This is a genomic window from Burkholderia sp. Ac-20345, from assembly GCF_017104825.1.
Lineage (GTDB): Bacteria > Pseudomonadota > Gammaproteobacteria > Burkholderiales > Burkholderiaceae > Burkholderia > Burkholderia lata_B.
The window spans coordinates 18,083-38,289 of sequence record NZ_JAAGPO010000095.1 but is presented as its reverse complement, the minus strand read 5'-3'; the positions used below and the strand labels follow the sequence as shown (position 1 = coordinate 38,289).

Sequence of the window (20,207 nt, the reverse complement as noted above, 5' to 3'; positions counted from 1 at the left end):
ACTACCTGTACTACGAGCTGCTGTACGGCGACTACCCGCTGATCCACAACTCGCCGTTCCTCGGCAAGGCCGGGTATTTCTATCCGGACTTCGACTGCCAGGCCGGCGGCCGCGCACTGCTGCAGGCATTCGCCGAGCACGATGCGAACCTCGAGGCATATCGTGAGCAGTCGAAGCACGTGCTCAGCTCCGTCAGCATCTACAACCCCGAGAACGTCGCCGCTTATACGGACGCGATCGCCACCCTCTATCGCGACGCGTGACGCGCCGCCCTTTCCGGACTCCGACATGAACGTACGCTCGCCCCTCACCCGCGCCAAATGGCTGATCGGCTGCGCCGTCGCTTCGATCGCGATCGGCGCGCACGCGCAATCGTCCGGCGAATCGGCCGACGCGCTGCTCCGCGACTCGGATGCGGTGTTCAAGCAGCTCGACGCCGGCCAGTACGTCGCGGTATGGACCGACGCGGCCCCGTTCGTGAAGTCGCGCATCAAGCAGGACCAGTTCGCGGCGGACATGCAGCGCGCCCGCCAGTCCGTCGGCGCGGTGCGCCATCGCGGCTGGGCGCAGATCACGCGCATCCGCTACACGAACGCAGGCACGACGCCCGACGGGCTCTATGCGAACGTCGACTATACGACCACGCTGACGAACGGCGCGACCATGTTCGAGAAGCTGAGCTTTCGCCTCGAGGACGACGGCCAGTGGCACCTGACCGGCTACGTGCCGCGCCAGGCTCAGAACTACACGCCGTAAGTCGCGCCCCCTGCACTCCGGAGCCGCCATGAAACTCAATGTCGCGATAACGATGAACGTGCAGCGCGACGCGACGCAGTCGATCTGGTACAACGGCGCGAACCAGCACTGCGTGTACCTGTACATGCTGCTGAAGCAGTCGCCGCTGATCGGCGAAGTCTGGCTCGCGCACGACGACGGCATCACCGACTATCCGCAGGCGCTGATGATGGACGCGTTCGGCGGCGCGCTGCGGCCGCTGTCGGCCGTCGTCCACCAGACCGACCTGCTGATCGAGATGAACGCGTTCGTCGATACGTCACATACGGACGCCGTGCGCCGGCGCGGCGGCAAGTGCGTGTCGTACCGCTTCGGCAACGACTACGTGATCGCCGTCGAGACGATCAACTTCGAGAAGAACCAGTGGCGGCCGAACCCGCACCGCGTGCAGTTCGACGAGATCTGGACCAACCCGCAGCACATGCACACGTGCGCCGCGTATTTCCGGGCCGTCTATCGCGCGCCGGTGTTCGAGCTGCCGCACATCTGGTCACCGTACTTCATCGAACGCAGCCTCGACGCCGATCCTGAACTGAAGGCGCGCTTCGGCTATCGCAACCACGGCACCGCGAAGCGCATCGCATTCTTCGAACCGAACCTGAACGTCGTGAAGAGCTCGATCGTACCGATGCTCGCGGCGAACGCGTGCTACGTCGAGCATCCGGAGCTCATCGAGCACGTGTACATGACCAACACGTTCGACAAGAAGGAGAACGTCGCCTTCAAGCATCTCGCGCTCGGGCTCGAGATGGTGCGCGACGGCAAGGCGACCGCCGACGTGCGTGCGCCGTTCGTCGCGTGGGCCGCGCATCACACCGACATCGTCGTGTCCCACCACTGGGAAAACGGCCTCAACTACCTGCTGTACGACGCGCTGTACGGCAACTACCCGCTCGTGCACAACTCGCCGTTCCTGCGCGACGTCGGCTACTACTATCCGGACTTCGAGATCTTCGATGCGGCGCGTGCGATCGCGACCGCCGCGCAGACGCACGATGGGCGGCTCGACGACTATGCGGCCGCGGCCCGCCACTGCCTGCACCAGGTCGACACGCTCGCCGAGCACAACGTCCACGCGCATTCCGCGCAGATCCAGCAGCTATTCGCAGGCCGCTCGCTCGGCTGATCGCATTCGTCCACGGCCCGCTCGTCATCAACCGGCACTGCGCGTGACGGGACGACGCGGTCGACCGCGCAATGGCGTTCGTGCTCGGCGAATTCAGGAAGGATTGATCGATTTGATGCGGGTTCGGGCCGCTGCGTGCGGATGATGCCGACGCGGGCCGCACGTCTCGCGCCGTGCCGGCGCCCGTCGCCGGCGTGAACGGGTGCTAGACCAGCACCCGATCGCCGCTCTGCGCGGCGAACGTACGGCCATGCCGCCGCCCCGTCCGCGCGAGCACGGCGAAGCAGCGCGCCACCGGCCGGCTGGCGCCGCCGGATTGCTTGACGAGGCTGTCGGATACACCACGCGCGATCGCCGAATCGTCGCCGCACGCGCCCGCGATGACACCTGCGTAATAGTGCCGCGCTGCCAGCTCACGACTGCCGGCGTCGAGCGGCTTCATCCGCTGAATGCGACGTGCGATGGCCTTCAGGCCGTCGAGATACGGCGCGACGTCGATCGGCATGTCGATCGATTCGGCGCCCAGCTGCCACAGCATCTCGGCCAGCTCGGCGATCGCGACGAGCTCGCGCGCACCGGCCGCCTGCGTGCCCGTTCCGCCTCCGGCCTTCGTCCCCGCCATGCTCACGCCCCTTTGCGATTCGTCCCGGCCACGCGCCGGCCACGCCCGACACCGGCGTGCCTCATGCACGCCACCCCGCCTGTTCCCGCGCCGTCACGCGGCGGCCGGCGACCGCCATGAAAAACGGATGCCCTGCGCCCACGCCACGCCGGCATCGACGATGATCTGCCGGTCGATCTCGCTCTCCACGCCTTCGACGACGACGTGTCGCGCACCTTCATGCGCGAACGCGATCAGCCGGCGGAATTGGTAACGCCCGATCGCGTTGCGCTTGATCATCGACAGGATCGACCGGTCGAGCTTCACGATGTCGGGATTGCCGACCACCAGGTTGTTCAATGCGCTGAAGCCAACACCGAAATCGTCGATCGCGATGCGGCACCCGGCCTGCCGGAAGCGGTTCACGAACGAACGACCCGCAACGGGATTCAGCGGCCCCGTCTCCGTGATCTCGACCACCAGCCGCGCCGCGACCGACGGCTCGCGCTCCAGCCGCCTGAAGATAGCCAGCCACGCGTCGTCGACCACCGCACTCGCCGCCGCTAAATTGCAGCCGTAGACGGCAGCCGGATCGGCGCGCAGCGCGTCGATCGTCCGGCCGACCACCAGCCGGTCGAACCACCGCATCAGCCCGAGCGCCTCGAGGCGCGGCAGGAACGCGACCGGCGGCAGCACCTCGCGCTCGCCCCACCGCAATCGCGCCAGGCATTCCTGGTACAGCACACCGCCCGACAGGTCGGCCCGGCACACGGGCTCTTGCGCGAACCCGAGCCGACTTTCCACGAAACTGCGTACCGACGCGAGGTCGGGATGATCGTCGGGGGCGCCGAACACGAGATCGATTTCGTCACGATTCGCTTCCCGATTCGCCTCCTGGCGAGCTTCGACCGCATTCATCCGGCGCTCCGGCAAATGGCGAGCCGCCGATCGCGGCTCGACCTCAAGAAACATGCGGAGCAAGCCGATCATGACGCGCTCCGCCGCCTACCCGGCCCATTCTGTTATGTCGATCTTTTCCGGGAGCGTACTTTTCGCTTCGGCGCGCCGTCAAATTCGATATTTTTCAACGATATTCAGTTACTGGAAATACACCATGTGCGCACGATATCGAATGTGCGACAGGTCACACTAACGCAAATTACAGCCCCTGATCCAGATACCGTTTATTCTTCTCATCTAAACAACCTTGCCCAAATCAATTCCCTTCTCAATTTGCATGCCCCGCAAATCAGGAAACTTTCAATTGATCAGATAAATACCGGCCCGGGAGGCACTGTCATTACCCGCTGCCCGGCCCGTCTCAGAGGCCGACCCGGTTTGCCCTGCGCCGAAAATCGGCCGCCGCACGTCATTCGATCATCGCAGCATTCAATTTTCCCGTTTCAAACGAATTATTAAATTTCTAAACAGAATCAAACTGCCTTGAATCGATAATATCAATTTAAATCATATGATGATTATCGATTGAAACATGTTTAACAATCTTAAAGACTTGTTAACCTCTAAAATGATTTCCGACGGACTTCCCTCGGAGCCGTCAATTTCGTGCCTTCAAAAACCGTCGAACCGATCGGGTTCGGCGGTTTCTTTTTTAACGGCATTATTTCGTCAGACATTAGGGCGGGACAATCCCGATAGCGGGATTCGGCGCGACGGTGTGCGTCGCGCGAAAAATCGGGCCTTATGCGGTCGATGCGCCGACCAGGTTCGCGAGCAGTGCGTCGTATTCGGCGACGAGCGCCGGATTCGCCGACGTATAGCGGCCGAGGATCTCGCGCTGGCGCCGCGTGTACGCTTCCCAGTCGTCATCGTGCGTATGCAGCGCGCGCAGCAGCGCATCGGCGCCCTGCTGCACGTCGTTGTCCGGATAGTAGTAGCCGAGATCAGGCGCGAGGCTCGCGTTGTGCACGAGCGGATAGCCCTGCCAGCACACGTCGAAATAGAAATAGTTGAGCGGGTTCGACCATTGGTGCGACACGACGATATCGGTCAGGTCGGCCAGGAACAGCGGCGTATCGAAGCGGCCGACGAAGCTCGCCTTACCCGCGCGCACGACGTCGAGGTAGTTCATCAGCATCACGAACTCGGGGCTGTCGTGCGCGAGGCGGTCGGCGTTCGTCACGTGCGTGAAGCAGATCGCGTCGGGATCGCGGCGATACGCTTCGTCGATGATCAGCATCGGATACACGCAGAACTTCACGACGTTGTGGTTCGGCTCCATCACGGTCAGCCGCTTGCCGGGCTCGCTGCGCGGCCGGTATTCGCCGTGCCCGGGCAACGACGCGGCACGCGCGCTCAGGAACATCGGATCCCACACGAACGGCACGACGCGCCCCGGGCAGCGGCGCAGCGACTGCAGGAACGGCAGCGACGAGGGAGCGATCTGCGGAATCGCCCACACCTCATCGTAGCCGCGGTTGATGAACAGCGAATCCCACAGCCGGCGGCCGAACAGCATCGATTCCATCGCGTTGATGTACTCGACGCCGCAGCAATAGCTGACGAGCTTCGCGCCGCGCGACTTCAGGTAGGCCGTCTGCTCGCCGTCGATCTGCCCGCCGAGCTCGATCACCACGTCGAGCGAATCCTTCATGTCGGCGAACGCGCGCGTGTCGTACACGTTGCGATCCCACGGCAGCGCGTCGGTGAGCGGCACATCGGTGGTGTTGACCAGCGTCACGCGGTAGCCGTGCGGCGACGCCATCAGCAGCTTCGCGAGAAACAGCGCGTTCTGCTTGATGCCGTTGATCCACAGGCTTTCGTCGGGGGCACGCAGTCCGATCGTGATACCGATGCGCAGGCCGTTCAGGACAGGGGACGTCATCGTCGGCGGGATGGAAGGTTGGATGGGGATGGAATGAACGCAGTGTAGCGCGCGAAGCGCCGCCCGCGTCAAGCAGCGCACGCCGGCGGCAACCCGGCATTCTAGCGGAGCGCCGGCCGCACACTGTCAGGGATGGTCAGCGCGCGGCCGGCGCATGCAAATCCGCGAGTGCGTTATGCGATACTCCGGCGACCAGTCGCGCCGCCGGGTTGCCGGGGGTTGCCGGGCGGTATCGGCATCCAGCGCGGGCAGAAAACGACCTCGCAGCAACGCTGCTGAAACAATGGCTGACAGAATGGAACGCGACGCCGCGCAAGTCTTCCGGACAATCCGTCACGAACAGGGGCGGCACGCGCAGGAACGCGTGCCCGGCCGCGATGCCGCGCGGAAACACCCCGCGCCGGCCACCCGCCGTCACCCGCTTCACGGCCTTCGGAGCGCGCGATGATCGTCCTCAGCCATTTCAGTCACGACGCGCCCGCCAGCCTCGAAAATCACCGGCAGTACGCGCAGGCGCACGGATATCGCCACGAAATCGTCGATGCGTCCGCGATGCCGCAGGCGCTGCCGTTGCGGCCGCTGTATCGCTACGAATCGCTGCTCCATGTGCTGCGCGGCGCGCAGCCCGACGAACTCGTGCTGCTGCTCAGCGAAGATGCGGCGATCATCGAGCCCGTCGCGCTCGATCGCCTGATGAGCGGCCGCGACATGCTGTTCGTCGACTCGTTCGCGCCCCCGCTGCCGCAGGTCGACGTGCAGATCTGGCGCAATACGGCGGCCGTGCGGGCGATCGTGATGCAGCTCGTGCAGCGCTGCAAGCTCGGCAGCGAGCCGCGGCTGACCTCGGAGGCCGCGCTGTTCGCGGAACTCGACACGCATCACTACATGACGCGGATCGACGGGCTGTATCCGGTCATGCCGACCAGCCCCGACCTCGATCCGATGTGGAGCCGCGAACCGACGTTCGCGATCAGCATCGACGACACGCCGCGCGATCCCGAACGGAAAGGCACGACGGCCCGCTTCCGCGACACGCTCGTGGCGTACATCAATCGATGCCGTGCCGCCGGCCGGCCGATGTTCTCGTTCGATCACGATGCCGCGAACACGCCGGACGAAGCCGCCGAGCGCAGCACCTACAATCCGGGCCGCCCGATTGCGTTGATGACGCTCTACACGCCGAACATCGGCAGCTATGCTGCGCGTCGCCGAACGGAATTTCCGGCGCTACTGCGACGCACACGGCTACACGCTCTACGTGCATCGCGACATTCCCGCCGAGATCGGCCTGAACGCGACCGGCAACTGGTTCAAGCCGTGGCTGCTGCATGCGTACCTGCAGCATCATGAATGGGTCGTGTGGCTCGATGCCGACGTGCTGATCGCGGACCAGCAGAAAGCGCTGGCGCCACTGCTCGAAGGCCGCGACTGGCTGCTCGCGCACGACATCGGCCAGTGGGCGTTCAACTCGGGCGTGATGGCGTTCCGGCGCACCGGGCGCAACGACGCAATGCTGTGCGACATGATGACGACGATCGCCGCGCTGCACGACCGGTCGAGCGTCTATGCGAGCGACGGCGACCAGCTGCATTTCATTCGCGCGATGGAACGCGACGGGCAATTGCACGGCGAAGGCGTGGCCGATCTCGTCCGCTTCAACACGCCCTGGCTGTTTCGCCGCGCGGACAGCTATATCGTGCATTACTACGGGATGTGGTCCGCGATGCGGGCGCTGATGATGGCGCACGACGACGGGGTGCTGCGCTGACGCCCTCGTTCAGGTGGCCGACACGACAGCGCACGAATGCGTGAATCCGTGTTACATGATGACGATCAACTTTTCGAACCAGCCTTGACCGGAGGTCAGATTGGAACAGATCGGATATTCGTGGCCAACCTTTGATCAACTCACTCAGCACCTGATCAAGTCAATCAACCCGAACAGAATTCTGGATATCGGGGCCGGAGGCGGGAAGTACGGGCGCCTGCTGAAGCATGTCGTGCCGGATTGCCGGTTTACGGCGCTGGAGTGCGACGAGGAGACCCATCCCTTCCTGATCGAGAACGGGTACGACGACATCATTTCCGGCGTCAGCGACACGCTTTACGAACGATCCGGCGACGCGTACGACACGGTCATTCTGGGGGACGTCATTGAACACATGCGTCACTCCCATGGTCGCGATTTGCTGGAGTTTCTCAACTATCGATCGCGATACATCATCATCTCGACCCCCGAGTGCATGCCGATGAGCGGCGCCTCGTACTTCGAGAGCCACAACTCCGTCTGGCGGCCCGATTCATTCACGTGGCATGACTTCTGGGCGCATCAGCAATGCGGGATCATGCACTTTTACCTGCTCAGAGGGCACCTCGACTGGAACGCGATGCGTCTTGACGCTCTCGTGAACTCCGCAAACTCGTCGAATCTGTTCAATACGCGCGCCAGCAGCGAACTGGAGGCCGCCAATGAAAAATTGCTCCAGCCGGTCAACCTGACGCTCCATGACAGCCGGTACATGGAAAAGATCGACGGCGACCAATATGCAGTATTCCGCCCGATTTGATGTCGCGAGACGGATTCAATCGAAAATCGACGCATCTTGCTCGCACGATGAATAAAAAAAGCGCCGTGCGGCGCCCTTCTCGCGATTGACGACACGCTCGCGGAGCCAGAAGCCAGACGTGGCCCCGCGAAGGCCCTCATCGCGTGCCGGCAGGGAGCCGGCACACACGGATTGCCCTCAGACCGGCGCAATCGTCGGCGCCACGGCCGCCGGGTCGGTCAGGCTGGGCTTGCCGGTTTCGACGTGCCCCGCAATGCGGCGCGTCCAGCCCGCGTTCCCCGCCACCGCGAACTGCAGGTCGTACCAGTGGCTGCTGCACGACAGGTCCCAGTGCGCTTCGACGCGCTGCCCCGCCGGAACCGTCAGCGTGCGCGCTGCACCGCCGTACGCGACATCGGTCGCCGTGACCGTGAGCGTGCCGGTGCCCGCGTTGGCGATCGTCACGTACACGTCGCCGTTGGCCGTGTCGTAGCACGGCGTGATTTCAGGCTTCGCGCCGGCATCCGCGGCGGCCGATCCCGCGAAGCGCCGGAAATAGCCGTTCGGCCCCCACACGCTCACCAGGTAGTTGCCGTTCGCATCGAGCGCCCACGTATCGGTCAGCTGCTTGCCCGCTTCGACCGTATAGCGGCGCGGCATCGCGGTCGCGTCGCCCGTATAGACCCAGAAGTGCGCGCCCTGCGTGCCGGTGTTCGCGAACGTCAGCGCGTAGCCCTGCGCCTGGAGCTGGCCCGTCACGTGCAGTTCGTACGGCAGCGCGCGTGCCGGCCGCGTGCCGGGCTCCTGCGCCGTCACGACCTGCTGCGCGGTGCTGGCCGGCGCGGTCTGCGACGACGCGCGCGAGCATTGCAGGTCCGCCTGCGCGACATACGCCTGCGTGCTCGGCAGGGTCGGCAGCGTGGCATCCGATTTCGAGAAGTCGAGCGCCGACGTCAGGTCGCCGCAGATCGCGCGGCGCCACGGCGAGATGTTCGTTTCCATCACGCCGAAGCGCTTCTCGATGAATTGCAGCACCGACGTGTGATCGAAGACCTGCGAGCACACGAAGCCGCCCTTCGACCACGGCGAAACGACGAACATCGGCACGCGCGGGCCGAGACCGTACGGCAGGTTGTCGGCCGTGTACGTGCCGGTCTGCGTCGACGTCACGACGTTGTGCCGCTCGAGCGAGACATCCACGGTGCTCATGCCCGAGCCCGGCAGCGTCGGTGCCGACGGCGGCACGACGTGATCGAAGAAGCCGTCGTTCTCGTCGTACATGATGAGCAGGACAGTCTTGCTCCATACCTCCGGATTCGACGTCAGCGCATCGAGAATCGTCGACAGGTAGTACGCGCCATACAGCGGCGTGAACTTCGGATGTTCCGAATACGCGGCGGGCGGCAGCAGCCACGATACCTGCGGCAGCGCGTTCGCCTGCACGTCGGCCTTCAGCTGCGTGATCGGGCGCGTGCTCATCCCGCGCGTCTGCAGCGACGAGCCGGCCGGCGCGTTCACGAAATTGTTGAAACACGCGAGCATGTTCGTGCCGTAGTTGCCGGTGAAGTTGTCGAACCCGGTGCCCTGCTGGTAGACCTGCCACGAGATGCCCGCTTTCTCGAGGCGCTCCGGGTACGTCGTCCAGCTGAAGGGCGGCAACTGGATCTTGTCGAACTGGTTGTCGATGTAGTCGGTGTTGTCGAGCAGCGGGCCGCCGCCCGTGCCGAGCGGGTCGACCATGCCCGTCATCAGGTACATGCGGTTCGGGTGCGTGTTGCCCGGAATCGAGCAGAAGTAGTTGTCGCACACGGTGAACGCATCCGCGAGCGCGTAATGGAACGGGATGTCGTCGCGGACGTGGTAGCCCATCGTCATGTTCGACTTCTGCACCGCCCACTGGTCCGCGCGGCCGTTGTCGATCGCGCCGTGCGTGGTCGCCCACGTATGCGGCAGGCCGCCGATGCACTGCGCGTTGACACCCGGGTTGGTCGTGTCGTAGCGGAACGGCGCGATCACGCTCGTCTTGTCCTCCTGCCGCGGCTGGAACCACACCGGCTTGCCGTTCGGCAGCGTGACCGGGAAGCGGTCGTTGTAGCCGCGCACGCCGCTCAGGTGGCCGAGATAGTGGTCGAACGAGCGGTTTTCCTGCATGAACACGACGATGTGCTGCACATCCTGGATCGTGCCCGTCACGGTATTCGGCTCGATCGCCAGCGCCTTGCGGATCGATTCGGGAAGCAGTGCGGTGGCGGCGGTCGCGCCGGCGAGGCCGGCGGAGAACTTCAGAAAGTCGCGTCGCGAATGGATGGCCATGCTGGTTGCTCTTGATTGGATTTCTGGTGGAAACGGCCTGGATCAGGAAGCGGGCGACGAGGCAGGCGCGGTGAAACCGGGCGGGCAGTGCATCTGCGCGGTGGCGACCACGCCGCCGCCGCAGGCGGCCTTCTGCTGCGCGACGGGCGCGGCGGGTGCGGTCACGTCGTCGTTGCAGGCACCGAGGAGTGCTGTCAGCGCGATCAGACCAACGACCGCGAAGGGCCGTAGGGCCGACTTTCGCATAACGTCTCTCCGTGAATGTGATGACTTGACACAGGCGCGGGTGCGCACCGGTCATATCGACGGCGAGATGCTAAGTTCGACGTGTTACACGACGGTGTCGCGTAAAAAGGAGTGTGACGTGCACGCCGGTGGCGGCACGTGTCGTGGCGGAGGGGAGAACGAGTGGCGTAATGCAATCGAAAGATTCGCATTGCTTCGTTTTGCCGAAGCGATCGAAGCAGGTCCGTCGCGGTACCGGGCGTGCAACGAATCGCGAAGCGTTTTTTACGGGCCGGCAGCCGCAGCAGCCGGCCCGCAACCAGCGAAACAGGCGATGCTCAGCCTTCCGCCATCATCAGCAACTGCGCACCATCCGAGACCTGGTCGCCGACGCCGTACAGCACTTCCGCGACGACGCCCGCGCTCGGCGCGCCGATCGTGTGCTCCATCTTCATCGCTTCCATCACGATCAGCGGCGTACCCGCTTCGACCTTCTGGCCGGGCTCGACCAGCACCGCGATCACCTTGCCGGGCATCGGTGCGGTCAGGCGGCCACCGCCCTGCTCCGCGTCACCCGCATGCGCGAGCAGGTTGCGCCATTCGAACGTCTCGGCCGTGCCTTGCGTGAACACGTGGAAGTTGTCGCCGTCCGCATACACGCGGCCGCTGCTGCGCACGCCGCCAAGCGTCACGTCGAAATCGAGCGGCGTGGCGCCGCGCGCCCATGCGAACGGTTGCACGGCTGCGTCGCCGGTCGCGAGGTGCGCAACCGCGCCGTCGTCCTCGTACGTGACCGTCACGTCCGCTTCGCGCTCGGCCGCGTGCCATTCGAGCGTGCGGCGATAGCCGCCGTTCAGTCGCCAGTCCGGCAGCGCGCCCCACGGCGATGCACCCTGCGCGGCCGCGCCGCGTTCGCGTGCGAGCAGCGCCGCGCACGCGAGCGCAAGCATCGCGCGCGGCGGCTCTTGCGGCGCGAACAGCGCGTCGTGGTTGCGCTCGATCAGGCCCGTGTCCAGATCGGCCGTCGCGAACGGTTCGCACGCAACGATCCGCTGCAGGAACGCGGCGTTCGTGTGCAGGCCGACCACTTCACAGGCACGCAGCGCGCGCAGCATCAGGCTCAGCGCTTCCGCGCGATCCGTGCCGTGGACGATCAGCTTCGCGATCATCGGATCGTAGAACGGCGTGATCGCATCGCCTTCGCGCACGCCGCTGTCGACGCGCACCGACGCACCGATCGCGAACTCGACGCCCGCCGGCAGCCGCAGGTGCTTCAGCGTGCCCGTCGACGGCAGGAAGCCGCGCGCCGGGTTCTCCGCATAGAGGCGCGCCTCGAGCGCATGACCCTGCACGCGCAGTTCGTCCTGCTTCAGCGGCAGCGGCTCGCCGGATGCGACGCGCAGTTGCCATTCGACGAGATCGAGCCCCGTGACCATCTCTGTGACCGGATGCTCGACCTGCAGGCGCGTGTTCATTTCCATGAAGTAGAACGCGTCGCCCGTCATGATGAATTCGACGGTGCCCGCGCCGACATAGCCGACCGCGCGCGCGGCCGCGACGGCCGCTTCGCCCATCGCGCGGCGCACATCGTCGGGCAGGCCCGGCGCCGGCGCTTCTTCGAGCACCTTCTGGTGACGGCGCTGCACCGAGCAGTCGCGATCGAACAGGTACACGGTATTGCCGTGCGTGTCGCCGAACACCTGCACCTCGACGTGGCGCGGGCGCGTCAGGTATTTCTCGATCAGCACGCGATCGTTGCCGAAGCTGCTCGCCGCTTCACGCTGGCACGACGCGAGCGCGGCCGGGAAATCGCCGGAGCGCTCGACCACGCGCATCCCCTTGCCGCCGCCGCCCGCGCTGGCCTTCAGCAGCACCGGATAGCCGATCTCGTCGGCTTCGCGATGCAGGTTGGCCGCGATCTGGTCGTCACCGTGATAGCCGGGCACGAGCGGCACGGCGGCCGCGTGCATCAGCGCCTTCGCGGCGGCCTTCGAACCCATCGCCGCGATCGCGTCGACCGGCGGCCCGATGAAGACGATGCCGGCTGCTTCGCACGCATGCGCGAAATCTTCGTTCTCCGACAGAAAGCCGTAGCCGGGGTGGATCGCCTGCGCGCCGGTGGCGCGCGCGGCTTCGATGATGCGCTCGATGCGCAGGTAGCTGTCGGCCGCGGCCGAGCCGCCGATGTGCACGGCTTCGTCGCACGCGGCCACGTGTTTCGCGTTCGCGTCCGCGTCGGAATAGACGGCGACGCTCGCGATCCCGAGACGTTTGCACGTCGCGGCAACGCGGCACGCGATTTCGCCGCGGTTGGCGATCAGAATCTTGTCGAACATGGCTTCGGTGTCGTCCGGAAAGAGTGGGTCACGCGCGCTGCGCGATCATTCACGCCACGACGGCGTGCGCTTTTCGAGGAAGGACGCAATCCCTTCGCGCGCTTCCGCGCCGGCGCGGGTGCGCGCGATCCAGTCGGCGGTCTGCTCGATCAGCGTCGCGTCGAGCGGGCGGCCGGCCACATCGGCGACGAGCCGCTTGCACGCCTTCACCGCGTCGGGGCCGTTCGCGACGAGCGTCGCGGCCAGCTTCGCGACCGTGTCGTCGAGCGCCTCGGCCGGCACCGCGTCGTGAATGAAGCCGAGCGACGCCGCGCGCGCGCTGTCGAACACTTCGGCCGTCGTGAAGTAGCGGCGCGCCGCGCGCTCGCCCATCGCACGCACCACGTACGGCGCGATCGTCGCGGGGATCAGCCCGAGCCGCGCTTCCGACAGGCAGAACTTCACACCGTCGGCGGCGATCGCGATGTCGGCCGCCGCCACCAGGCCCACGCCGCCCGCATACGCGTCGCCATGCACGCGCGCGATCACCGGCTTGCCGCAGCGATGGATCGCCTCGAGCATTCGCGCCAGCTTGCGCGCATCGGCACGGTTCTCGTCGTCCGAGTAACCGGCCATCTTCTTCATCCAGTTCAGGTCCGCGCCCGCGCAGAACGCCGCGCCTTCCGCGGCGAGCACGATCGCGCGCACGCCTTCGTGCGCGTCGAGCCATTCGAACGCGGTGGTCAGCTCGGCGATCGTCGTCTCGTTGAACGCGTTGCGCACATCGGGACGCGCGAGCGTGACGGTCGCCACGCGGGCGGCTTCACTTACCTTGATCGTTTCGTATCGCATCGTTCAGCCCTCCCGGCCGTTACATGCGGAACACGCCGAAGCGCGTCTCTTCGATCGGCGCGTTCATCGACGCGGCGAGGCCGAGGCCCAGCACGTCGCGCGTCTGCGCGGGGTCGATCACGCCGTCGTCCCACAACCGTGCGCTCGCGTAATACGGATGGCCCTGGCGCTCGTACTGGTCGCGGATCGGCTGCTTGAACGCATCCTCTTCCTCGGTGGACCACGAACCGCCCTTCGCCTCGATGCCGTCGCGGCGTACCGTCGCAAGCACCGATGCCGCCTGCTCGCCGCCCATCACCGAAATGCGCGCGTTCGGCCACATCCACAGGAAGCGCGGCGCGAATGCACGGCCGCACATCCCGTAGTTGCCGGCGCCGAACGAGCCGCCGATGATCACTGTGAACTTCGGCACCTTCGCGTTCGACACGGCCGTCACCATCTTCGCGCCGTGCCGCGCGATGCCTTCGTTCTCGTACTTGCGCCCTACCATGAAGCCCGTGATGTTCTGCAGGAACACGAGCGGAATCTTGCGCTGGCAGCACAGCTCGATGAAATGCGCGCCCTTCACCGCCGATTCGGAGAACAGGATGCCGTTGTTCGCGACGATCCCGACCGGGTGGCCCCAGATGTGCGCGAAGCCCGTGACGAGCGTCGTGCCGTAGCGGGCCTTGAATTCGTCGAACTCGGAATCGTCGACGATGCGCGCGATCACCTCGCGCACGTCGAACGGCTTGCGCGTATCGACCGGAATCACGCCGTACACGCTCTTTGCGTCGTAGCGCGGCGGCTTCGGCTCGCGCAGCGTCACCGGCGTCGAGATCTTCGGCGCGAGATGATCGACGATGTTGCGCGCGATCGACAGCGCATGCGCGTCGTTCTGCGCGAGATGGTCGGCCACGCCCGACAGGCGCGTATGCACATCGCCGCCGCCGAGATCCTCGGCACTCACTTCCTCGCCGGTCGCGGCCTTCACGAGCGGCGGCCCGCCGAGGAAAATCGTGCCCTGCTCCTTCACGATGATCGACTCGTCGCTCATCGCCGGCACATACGCGCCGCCCGCCGTGCACGACCCCATCACGACGGCGATCTGCGCGATCCCCGCCGCCGACATCGTCGCCTGGTTGAAGAAGATGCGGCCGAAGTGGTCGCGATCGGGGAACACGTCGTCCTGGTTCGGCAGGTTCGCGCCGCCCGAATCGACGAGGTACACGCACGGCAGCCGGTTTTCCGCGGCGATTTCCTGCGCGCGCACGTGTTTCTTCACGGTGACCGGGTAGTAGGTGCCGCCCTTGACCGTCGCGTCGTTGCACACGATCACGCATTCGCGACCGGCGATCCGGCCGATCCCGGTGATGACGCCCGCGCCCGGCGCGTCGTCGTTGTACATGCCGTTCGCCGCGAGCTGCGAGAACTCGAGGAACGGCGCGCCCGGATCGAGCAGTTGCGCGATGCGGTCGCGCGGCAGCAGCTTGCCGCGCGACAGGTGCTTGTCGCGCGCGGCCTGGCCGCCGCCCTGCGCGAGCTGTTCGATCTTCGCGCGCAGGTCGGCGACGACCGCCTCGAGCGCGGCGGCATTCGCGCGGAAATCTTCCGAGCGCGGGTTCAGTTTCGATTCGATGATCGGCATCGACGGGGCTCCGTTCGCGTGACGTGGGGCGTTACATCGTTTCCGCGAACAGCTCGCGGCCGATCAGCATCCGGCGGATCTCGCTCGTGCCGGCGCCGATCTCGTACAGCTTCGCATCGCGCCACAGGCGCCCGACCGGGTATTCGTTGATGTAGCCGTTGCCGCCGAGGATCTGGATCGCCTCGCCGGCCATCCACGTCGCTTTCTCGGCCGTGTAGAGGATCACGCCCGCGCAATCCTTGCGCACCTGGCGGATGTGGTCGCTGCCCGCCGAGTCGAGGTGGCGGCCGACCGCGTACAGGTACGCGCGGCAGGCCTGGAACGTGGTGTACATGTCGGCGACCTTGCCCTGGATCAGCTGGAATTCGCCGATCGACTGGCCGAACTGCTTGCGGTCGTGGATATACGGCACCACCGCGTCGAGACACGCGGCCATGATGCCCGTCGGGCCGCCCGACAGCACCGCGCGCTCGTAGTCGAGGCCGCTCATCAGCACCTTCACGCCGCCGTTGAGCTGGCCGAGGATGTTTTCCTCCGGCACCTCGACGTCCTGGAACACCAGCTCGCCCGTGTGCGAGCCGCGCATGCCGAGCTTGTCGAGCTTCTGCGCGACCGAGAAGCCCTTCATGCCCTTCTCGACGATGAACGCGGTGATGCCGCGCGAGTTGGCTTCGACATCCGTCTTCGCGTAGACCACCAGCGTGTCGCAATCGGGGCCATTGGTGATCCACATCTTCGTGCCGTTCAGCACGTAGCGATCGCCGCGCTTGTCGGCGCGCAGCTTCATGCTGACGACGTCGGAGCCCGCGTTCGGCTCGCTCATCGCGAGCGCGCCGATGTGTTCGCCCGACACGAGCTTCGGCAGGTATTTCTGCTTCTGCGCGTCGGTGCCGTTGCGATGGATCTGGTTCACGCACAGGTTCGAGTGCGCGCCGTACGACAGGCCGATCGACGCCGATGCGCGCGAGATCTCTTCCATCGCGACCATGTGCGCGGTGTAGCCCATGTTCGCGCCGCCGTATTCCTCGGCCACCGTCATGCCGAGCACGCCGAGATCGCCGAACTTCTTCCACAGATCCATCGGAAACTGGTCGGTGCGGTCGACCTCCGCCGCGCGCGGCGTGATTTCCTTCGCCGCGAACGTCGCGACGGCGTCGCGCAGCATCTCGATGTCTTCACCGAGCATGAATTGCACACCGGGCAGGTTGATCATGTCTCCTCCGTCTCCAGAAAGTGTGTGGCATCCACCGATTTCTGAGTTTCGCTCAAATCGATTGAATGCTCAGATTCATTGACCGATACAGCGTAAATTTTGCACAGTTTCGCGCCTCGCCCGGTTCGGCGTCAATAGTTTTTTGAGTGACACTCAGATATGATGCCGAGATGACAGCCGCTACCGCCGACACCATGACCGCCACCGTCAAAGCCGACCGCGCCGACACGTCGCGCGCGCCCGCCGGGCGCAAATCCCAGCAACGCGTGCAGGACATTCTGCGCGCCGGCCGAGAAGTGTTCGCCGAAAAAGGTTACGAGCATGCGACGGCCGCCGAGATCGCGCAGCGCGTGGGTGTGTCGGAGGCGACGGTGTTCAGCTACTTCCGCGGCAAGCGCGAGCTGTGCGCGCGTGTCATCGCGGATTGGTACGACGAAAACATCGCCGCGTTCGAGCACGGGATGCCGCAGGACGCGTCGGTGCAGCAGCAGTTCGCGTTCATCGTGCGCACCCACCTGCGGCTGATGCTGGTGAACGGCACGGGCCTGTGCGCGCTGGTGCTGTCGGAAGGCCGCGCAAAGCAGCATGCGCTGAGCGACGAGCTCACCGCGCTGCAGCGCCGCTACACCGCGCCGTTGATGGACGTGCTCGCACGTGGCCAGGCGGCCGGGCAGGTGCGCACCGACCTGCCGCTGAGCCTGCTGCGCTCGATGGTGTTCGGGCCGATCGAGCACGTGCTGTGGGATGCGATCCTCGGGCACCGCAAGCTCGACACGGAAACGACGGCCACGCAGCTCGTCGACATGCTGTGGGCCGCCGTGCAGCCGCCGGCGCCGGAACAGGCGGCGCTCGTGCGTTTCAGGAACGAAGTGGCGGAAGCCGTGCGGCGGCTGGAAGGCGACAGCACGCGCGGGTGACGCGCGGCGGGCAGCGCGCCCGCCGCCTCATCGTCTCCCCACCGTCGTGGGGTTCGGGCGCGCTATGACTCGTCGCCGACGCGCAGCGGCGCGCGGCTCTGCTCGTTGTTCAAATGGACGAACTTGCGCAACAAGCGCACCAGTTCCTGCGAATCGTCCTCTCCCATTCCGTCGAACAGGCCGGCACGCAGCTCCTTCACCGACGGAATCAGATGCGTGAGCAGTTCGACGCCCGCCGGCGTCAGCAGCAGGCGGCGCTGACGCCGCGGCAGCACTTCGCGCACGATCAATCCTTTCGCTTCGAGCCGGACCGCGAGATCCGCGGTCGTCGACGTGTCGAGCGCGACCCGCTGCGCGAGCGTCACCTGATCGAGCCCCGGGCACTCGTACAGCATCCGCAGGACCGCGTACTGCACCGGCGTCACGTCCCGGCCCAGCTTCTCGTAGAACATCGCAACCGCGATCTGGTGTGCGCGCCGGATCAGGTGCCCGGGCTCGTCGTACAGATCGAGCGGGAAAACCGGCAGGTCGGCGGGATTCGTTTTTTCCATGAGTGAGTCGATGACATAAGCGGCGCGTGCCGGTTGCGCGCGCCGACGGCATGGCGCTGCCTCGCGCCATTTCCCGGGAAAACCAGTATACCGCTCGCCTTGTCCCAGCCAATCTCAATGAGTACACTGAATCTCATTCAGTACACGGAATGAAGAGATGCCGCGTACCGGCGGCATCGACCTGACGGAGACGACGAACGTGTTTCTCAAGAATGCTTGGTACGTGGCGTGCACGCCCGATGAAATCGACGGCAAGCCGCTGGGCCGCAAGATCTGCAACGAGTCGATGGTGTTTTACCGCGCGGCGGATGGCCGGGTCGCCGCGCTCGAGGACTTCTGCCCGCACCGCGGTGCACCGCTGTCGCTGGGATTCGTGCGCGACGGCGTACTCGTGTGCGGCTATCACGGACTGGAAATGGGCTGCAATGGCAAGGCGGCCGGCATGCCGGGCCAGCGTGTCGGCGGCTTCCCGCCGATTCGCAGCTTCCCGGCGATCGAGCGCTACGGATTCATCTGGGTCTGGCCGGGCGATGCGTCGGAAGCCGATCCCGCCAAACTGCCCGCGCTGGCGTGGGCCGAGGATCCGGCCTGGGCCCACGGCGGCGGCCTGTATCACATCCGCTGCGACTACCGGCTGATGATCGACAACCTCATGGATCTCACGCACGAAACCTACGTCCATGCGACGAGCATCGGCCAGAAGGAAATCGACGAAGCGCCGCCGAAGACCACCAGCCACGGCGACGAAGTCGTCACGAGCCGCTTCATGGAAAACGTGATGCCGCCGCCGTTCTGGCAAATGGGGTTGCGCGGCAACGGGCTGGCCGACGACGTGCCGGTCGATCGCTGGCAGATCTGCCGCTTCACGCCGCCGAGCCACGTGATGATCGAAGTCGGTGTCGCGCATGCGGGCCACGGCGGCTACGACGCGCCGGCCGGACTGAAGGCGTCGTCGATCGTCGTCGATTTCATCACGCCCGAGACGGACACCTCGATCTGGTACTTCTGGGGGATGGCGCGCAACTTCCGGCCCGACGATCACGCACTGACCGCCGAGATCCGCGAAGGCCAGGGCAAGATCTTCGCCGAGGATCTCGAGATGCTCGAGCGCCAGCAGCTCAACCTGGAGAAGTGGCCCGATCGCAAGCTGCTCAAACTCAACATCGACGCGGGCGGCGTGCTGTCGCGCAAGGTGATCGAGCGGCTGCTCGCCGACGAAAACGCGTCGAGCCCGCAGCGGCCCGTGATCCCGGTTGCGCAGATCAAGGAGGCGTCATGAGCACCGCGACGCTGACGGTCCGGGTGGCCCGCAAGTGGCACGAAGCACGCGACATCTGCGGCTTCGAATTCGTCAGCGATGACGGCTCGCCGCTGCCGCGCTTCGATGCCGGCGCCCATATCGACGTGCATCTGCCGGGTGGCCTCGTGCGCCAGTATTCGCTGTGCAACCACCCGGAGCACGGCGACCGCTATCAGATCGCCGTGCTGCGCGATGCCGACGGTCGCGGTGGGTCGCGCGCCATTCACGACGAAGTGCGGCAAGGCGATACCGTGCGGATCGGCGTGCCGCGCAATCAGTTTCCGCTCGCCCCCGACGCGCCGCACCACCTACTGCTCGCAGGCGGGATCGGCGTCACGCCGATTCTCTCCATGGCGGAACGGCTGTTCTCCTCCGGCTTGCCATTCGACCTGCACTACTGCGCGCGCTCGACCGACCGCATGGCGTTCGTCGAGCGGATCAACGCAGCCGGGTTCCATGACCGTGCCCGCCTCCACGTCGACGACGGCGCCCCCGCGCAACGCTTCGACCTGGCCGCCGTGCTCGCCGCGGCGCCCGACGGCACGCACCTGTACGTATGCGGGCCGCGCGGCTTCATGGATGCGGTGCTGAACGCCGCGCGCGAGGGCGGTTGGGCCGAAGCGCGACTGCACTACGAGTTCTTCGGCGGCGCGGTTGCGTCGTCCGGCTCGGACCGCGCGTTTCAGGTCCGGATCGCGAGCAGCGGCAAGGTGATCGACGTGCCGGCCGAATGCACGGTCATCGCGGCGCTGGCCGCGAACGGCGTCGACGTGCTGACGTCGTGCGAGCAAGGCGTCTGCGGTACCTGCGCGACGCGCGTGCTGCAAGGCGAGCCCGATCATCGCGATTCGTATCTGACCGAACAGGAACAGGCGGCCGGCGACCAGTTCATGCCGTGCTGTTCGCGGTCGCGAAGCGACCTGCTGGTACTCGATCTGTAGACGGACCCGCCCGACCCGAGGCGGCCAACCACAATACTGG

The 20,207-nt window shown here is 65.8% G+C and carries 18 protein-coding genes and 1 pseudogene; 9 read left to right on the top strand and 10 right to left on the bottom strand.

Going from position 1 to position 20,207, the window contains the following annotated elements:
• The 3 genes from G3O06_RS28450 to G3O06_RS28440 all read left to right on the top strand — a co-directional run.
• Nucleotides 1–263: DUF2827 family protein (locus G3O06_RS28450; RefSeq protein WP_205818231.1), on the top strand; the 263-nt coding region annotated here is incomplete at its 5' end.
• A gap of 25 nt (nt 264–288) precedes the next feature.
• Nucleotides 289–756: a DUF4019 domain-containing protein gene (locus tag G3O06_RS28445; protein WP_205818230.1), complete on the top strand. Its 468-nt coding sequence runs from the start codon at nt 289–291 to the stop codon at nt 754–756.
• Between the two features lie 28 nt (nt 757–784).
• The gene (locus G3O06_RS28440; protein ID WP_205818229.1) at nt 785–1,921 is read left to right on the top strand and encodes a DUF2827 family protein; all 1,137 of its coding nucleotides are present in this window, start codon (nt 785–787) and stop codon (nt 1,919–1,921) included.
• A gap of 205 nt (nt 1,922–2,126) precedes the next feature.
• Here the strand turns inward: G3O06_RS28440 and G3O06_RS28435 are convergent, their stop codons facing one another.
• Together G3O06_RS28435 and G3O06_RS28430 are read right to left on the bottom strand one after the other, a co-directional pair.
• Complete coding sequence (locus G3O06_RS28435) at nt 2,127–2,543, bottom strand: hypothetical protein (protein ID WP_205818228.1); 417 nt, start codon at nt 2,541–2,543, stop codon at nt 2,127–2,129.
• A 93-nt stretch (nt 2,544–2,636) separates the two neighbouring features.
• Complete coding sequence (locus G3O06_RS28430) at nt 2,637–3,440, bottom strand: EAL domain-containing protein (protein ID WP_174972045.1); 804 nt, start codon at nt 3,438–3,440, stop codon at nt 2,637–2,639.
• On the opposite strand from G3O06_RS28430, the gene G3O06_RS28425 reads away from it, so the two are divergent.
• Nucleotides 3,354–3,941, top strand: coding sequence for a hypothetical protein (locus tag G3O06_RS28425; RefSeq protein WP_205818233.1), 588 nt, complete (start codon nt 3,354–3,356; stop codon nt 3,939–3,941). The two genes, G3O06_RS28430 and G3O06_RS28425, sit on opposite strands and share 87 nt — an antisense overlap.
• 283 nt (nt 3,942–4,224) lie before the next feature.
• Here G3O06_RS28425 and G3O06_RS28420 read toward each other — a convergent pair whose 3' ends face one another.
• The gene (locus G3O06_RS28420; RefSeq protein ID WP_205818227.1) at nt 4,225–5,367 is read right to left on the bottom strand and encodes a DUF2827 domain-containing protein; all 1,143 of its coding nucleotides are present in this window, start codon (nt 5,365–5,367) and stop codon (nt 4,225–4,227) included.
• Nucleotides 5,368–5,811: 444 nt separating this feature from the next.
• On the opposite strand from G3O06_RS28420, the pseudogene G3O06_RS28415 reads away from it, so the two are divergent.
• Together G3O06_RS28415 and G3O06_RS28410 are read left to right on the top strand one after the other, a co-directional pair.
• A pseudogene (locus tag G3O06_RS28415) lies at nt 5,812–7,135 on the top strand (galactosyl transferase GMA12/MNN10 domain protein).
• Nucleotides 7,136–7,235: 100 nt separating this feature from the next.
• On the top strand, nt 7,236–7,934 hold the full coding sequence (locus tag G3O06_RS28410; protein WP_174972039.1) for a class I SAM-dependent methyltransferase: 699 nt from the start codon (nt 7,236–7,238) through the stop codon (nt 7,932–7,934).
• A 177-nt stretch (nt 7,935–8,111) separates the two neighbouring features.
• Here the strand turns inward: G3O06_RS28410 and G3O06_RS28405 are convergent, their stop codons facing one another.
• From G3O06_RS28405 to G3O06_RS28380, 6 genes are all read right to left on the bottom strand, one after another.
• Nucleotides 8,112–10,226 (bottom strand): phospholipase C, phosphocholine-specific, encoded by a 2,115-nt coding sequence (locus G3O06_RS28405; protein WP_205818226.1) that lies wholly within the window; start codon nt 10,224–10,226, stop codon nt 8,112–8,114.
• A gap of 42 nt (nt 10,227–10,268) precedes the next feature.
• Entirely contained in the window at nt 10,269–10,472 is a 204-nt protein-coding gene (locus tag G3O06_RS28400) for a hypothetical protein (protein ID WP_174917077.1), read from the bottom strand.
• A 317-nt stretch (nt 10,473–10,789) separates the two neighbouring features.
• Entirely contained in the window at nt 10,790–12,787 is a 1,998-nt protein-coding gene (locus G3O06_RS28395) for an acetyl/propionyl/methylcrotonyl-CoA carboxylase subunit alpha (RefSeq protein WP_205818225.1), read from the bottom strand.
• Nucleotides 12,788–12,832: 45 nt separating this feature from the next.
• Nucleotides 12,833–13,618 carry an enoyl-CoA hydratase/isomerase family protein gene (locus tag G3O06_RS28390; protein WP_174917079.1) on the bottom strand — a complete coding sequence of 262 codons (786 nt, stop codon included), beginning with the start codon at nt 13,616–13,618 and terminating at the stop codon, nt 12,833–12,835.
• A 19-nt stretch (nt 13,619–13,637) separates the two neighbouring features.
• On the bottom strand, nt 13,638–15,245 hold the full coding sequence (locus G3O06_RS28385; RefSeq protein WP_205818224.1) for a carboxyl transferase domain-containing protein: 1,608 nt from the start codon (nt 15,243–15,245) through the stop codon (nt 13,638–13,640).
• A 31-nt stretch (nt 15,246–15,276) separates the two neighbouring features.
• The gene (locus tag G3O06_RS28380; protein ID WP_041493178.1) at nt 15,277–16,458 is read right to left on the bottom strand and encodes an isovaleryl-CoA dehydrogenase; all 1,182 of its coding nucleotides are present in this window, start codon (nt 16,456–16,458) and stop codon (nt 15,277–15,279) included.
• Nucleotides 16,459–16,628: 170 nt separating this feature from the next.
• Between G3O06_RS28380 and G3O06_RS28375 the strand changes: the two genes are divergently transcribed.
• Entirely contained in the window at nt 16,629–17,375 is a 747-nt protein-coding gene (locus tag G3O06_RS28375) for a TetR/AcrR family transcriptional regulator (protein WP_174917081.1), read from the top strand.
• 62 nt (nt 17,376–17,437) lie between these two features.
• Here G3O06_RS28375 and G3O06_RS28370 read toward each other — a convergent pair whose 3' ends face one another.
• Nucleotides 17,438–17,926, bottom strand: a complete 489-nt coding sequence (locus G3O06_RS28370) for a MarR family winged helix-turn-helix transcriptional regulator (protein WP_089426730.1) — start codon at nt 17,924–17,926, stop codon at nt 17,438–17,440.
• A 199-nt stretch (nt 17,927–18,125) separates the two neighbouring features.
• Here G3O06_RS28370 and G3O06_RS28365 point away from each other — a divergent pair, with 199 nt between their 5' ends.
• Both G3O06_RS28365 and G3O06_RS28360 read left to right on the top strand, forming a co-directional pair.
• The gene (locus tag G3O06_RS28365) at nt 18,126–19,205 is read left to right on the top strand and encodes an aromatic ring-hydroxylating dioxygenase subunit alpha (RefSeq protein ID WP_205818232.1); all 1,080 of its coding nucleotides are present in this window, start codon (nt 18,126–18,128) and stop codon (nt 19,203–19,205) included.
• The gene (locus tag G3O06_RS28360; RefSeq protein WP_205818223.1) at nt 19,202–20,167 is read left to right on the top strand and encodes a PDR/VanB family oxidoreductase; all 966 of its coding nucleotides are present in this window, start codon (nt 19,202–19,204) and stop codon (nt 20,165–20,167) included. The genes G3O06_RS28365 and G3O06_RS28360 overlap by 4 nt, the downstream gene beginning before the upstream one ends.
• Nucleotides 20,168–20,207: the final 40 nt, after the last annotated feature.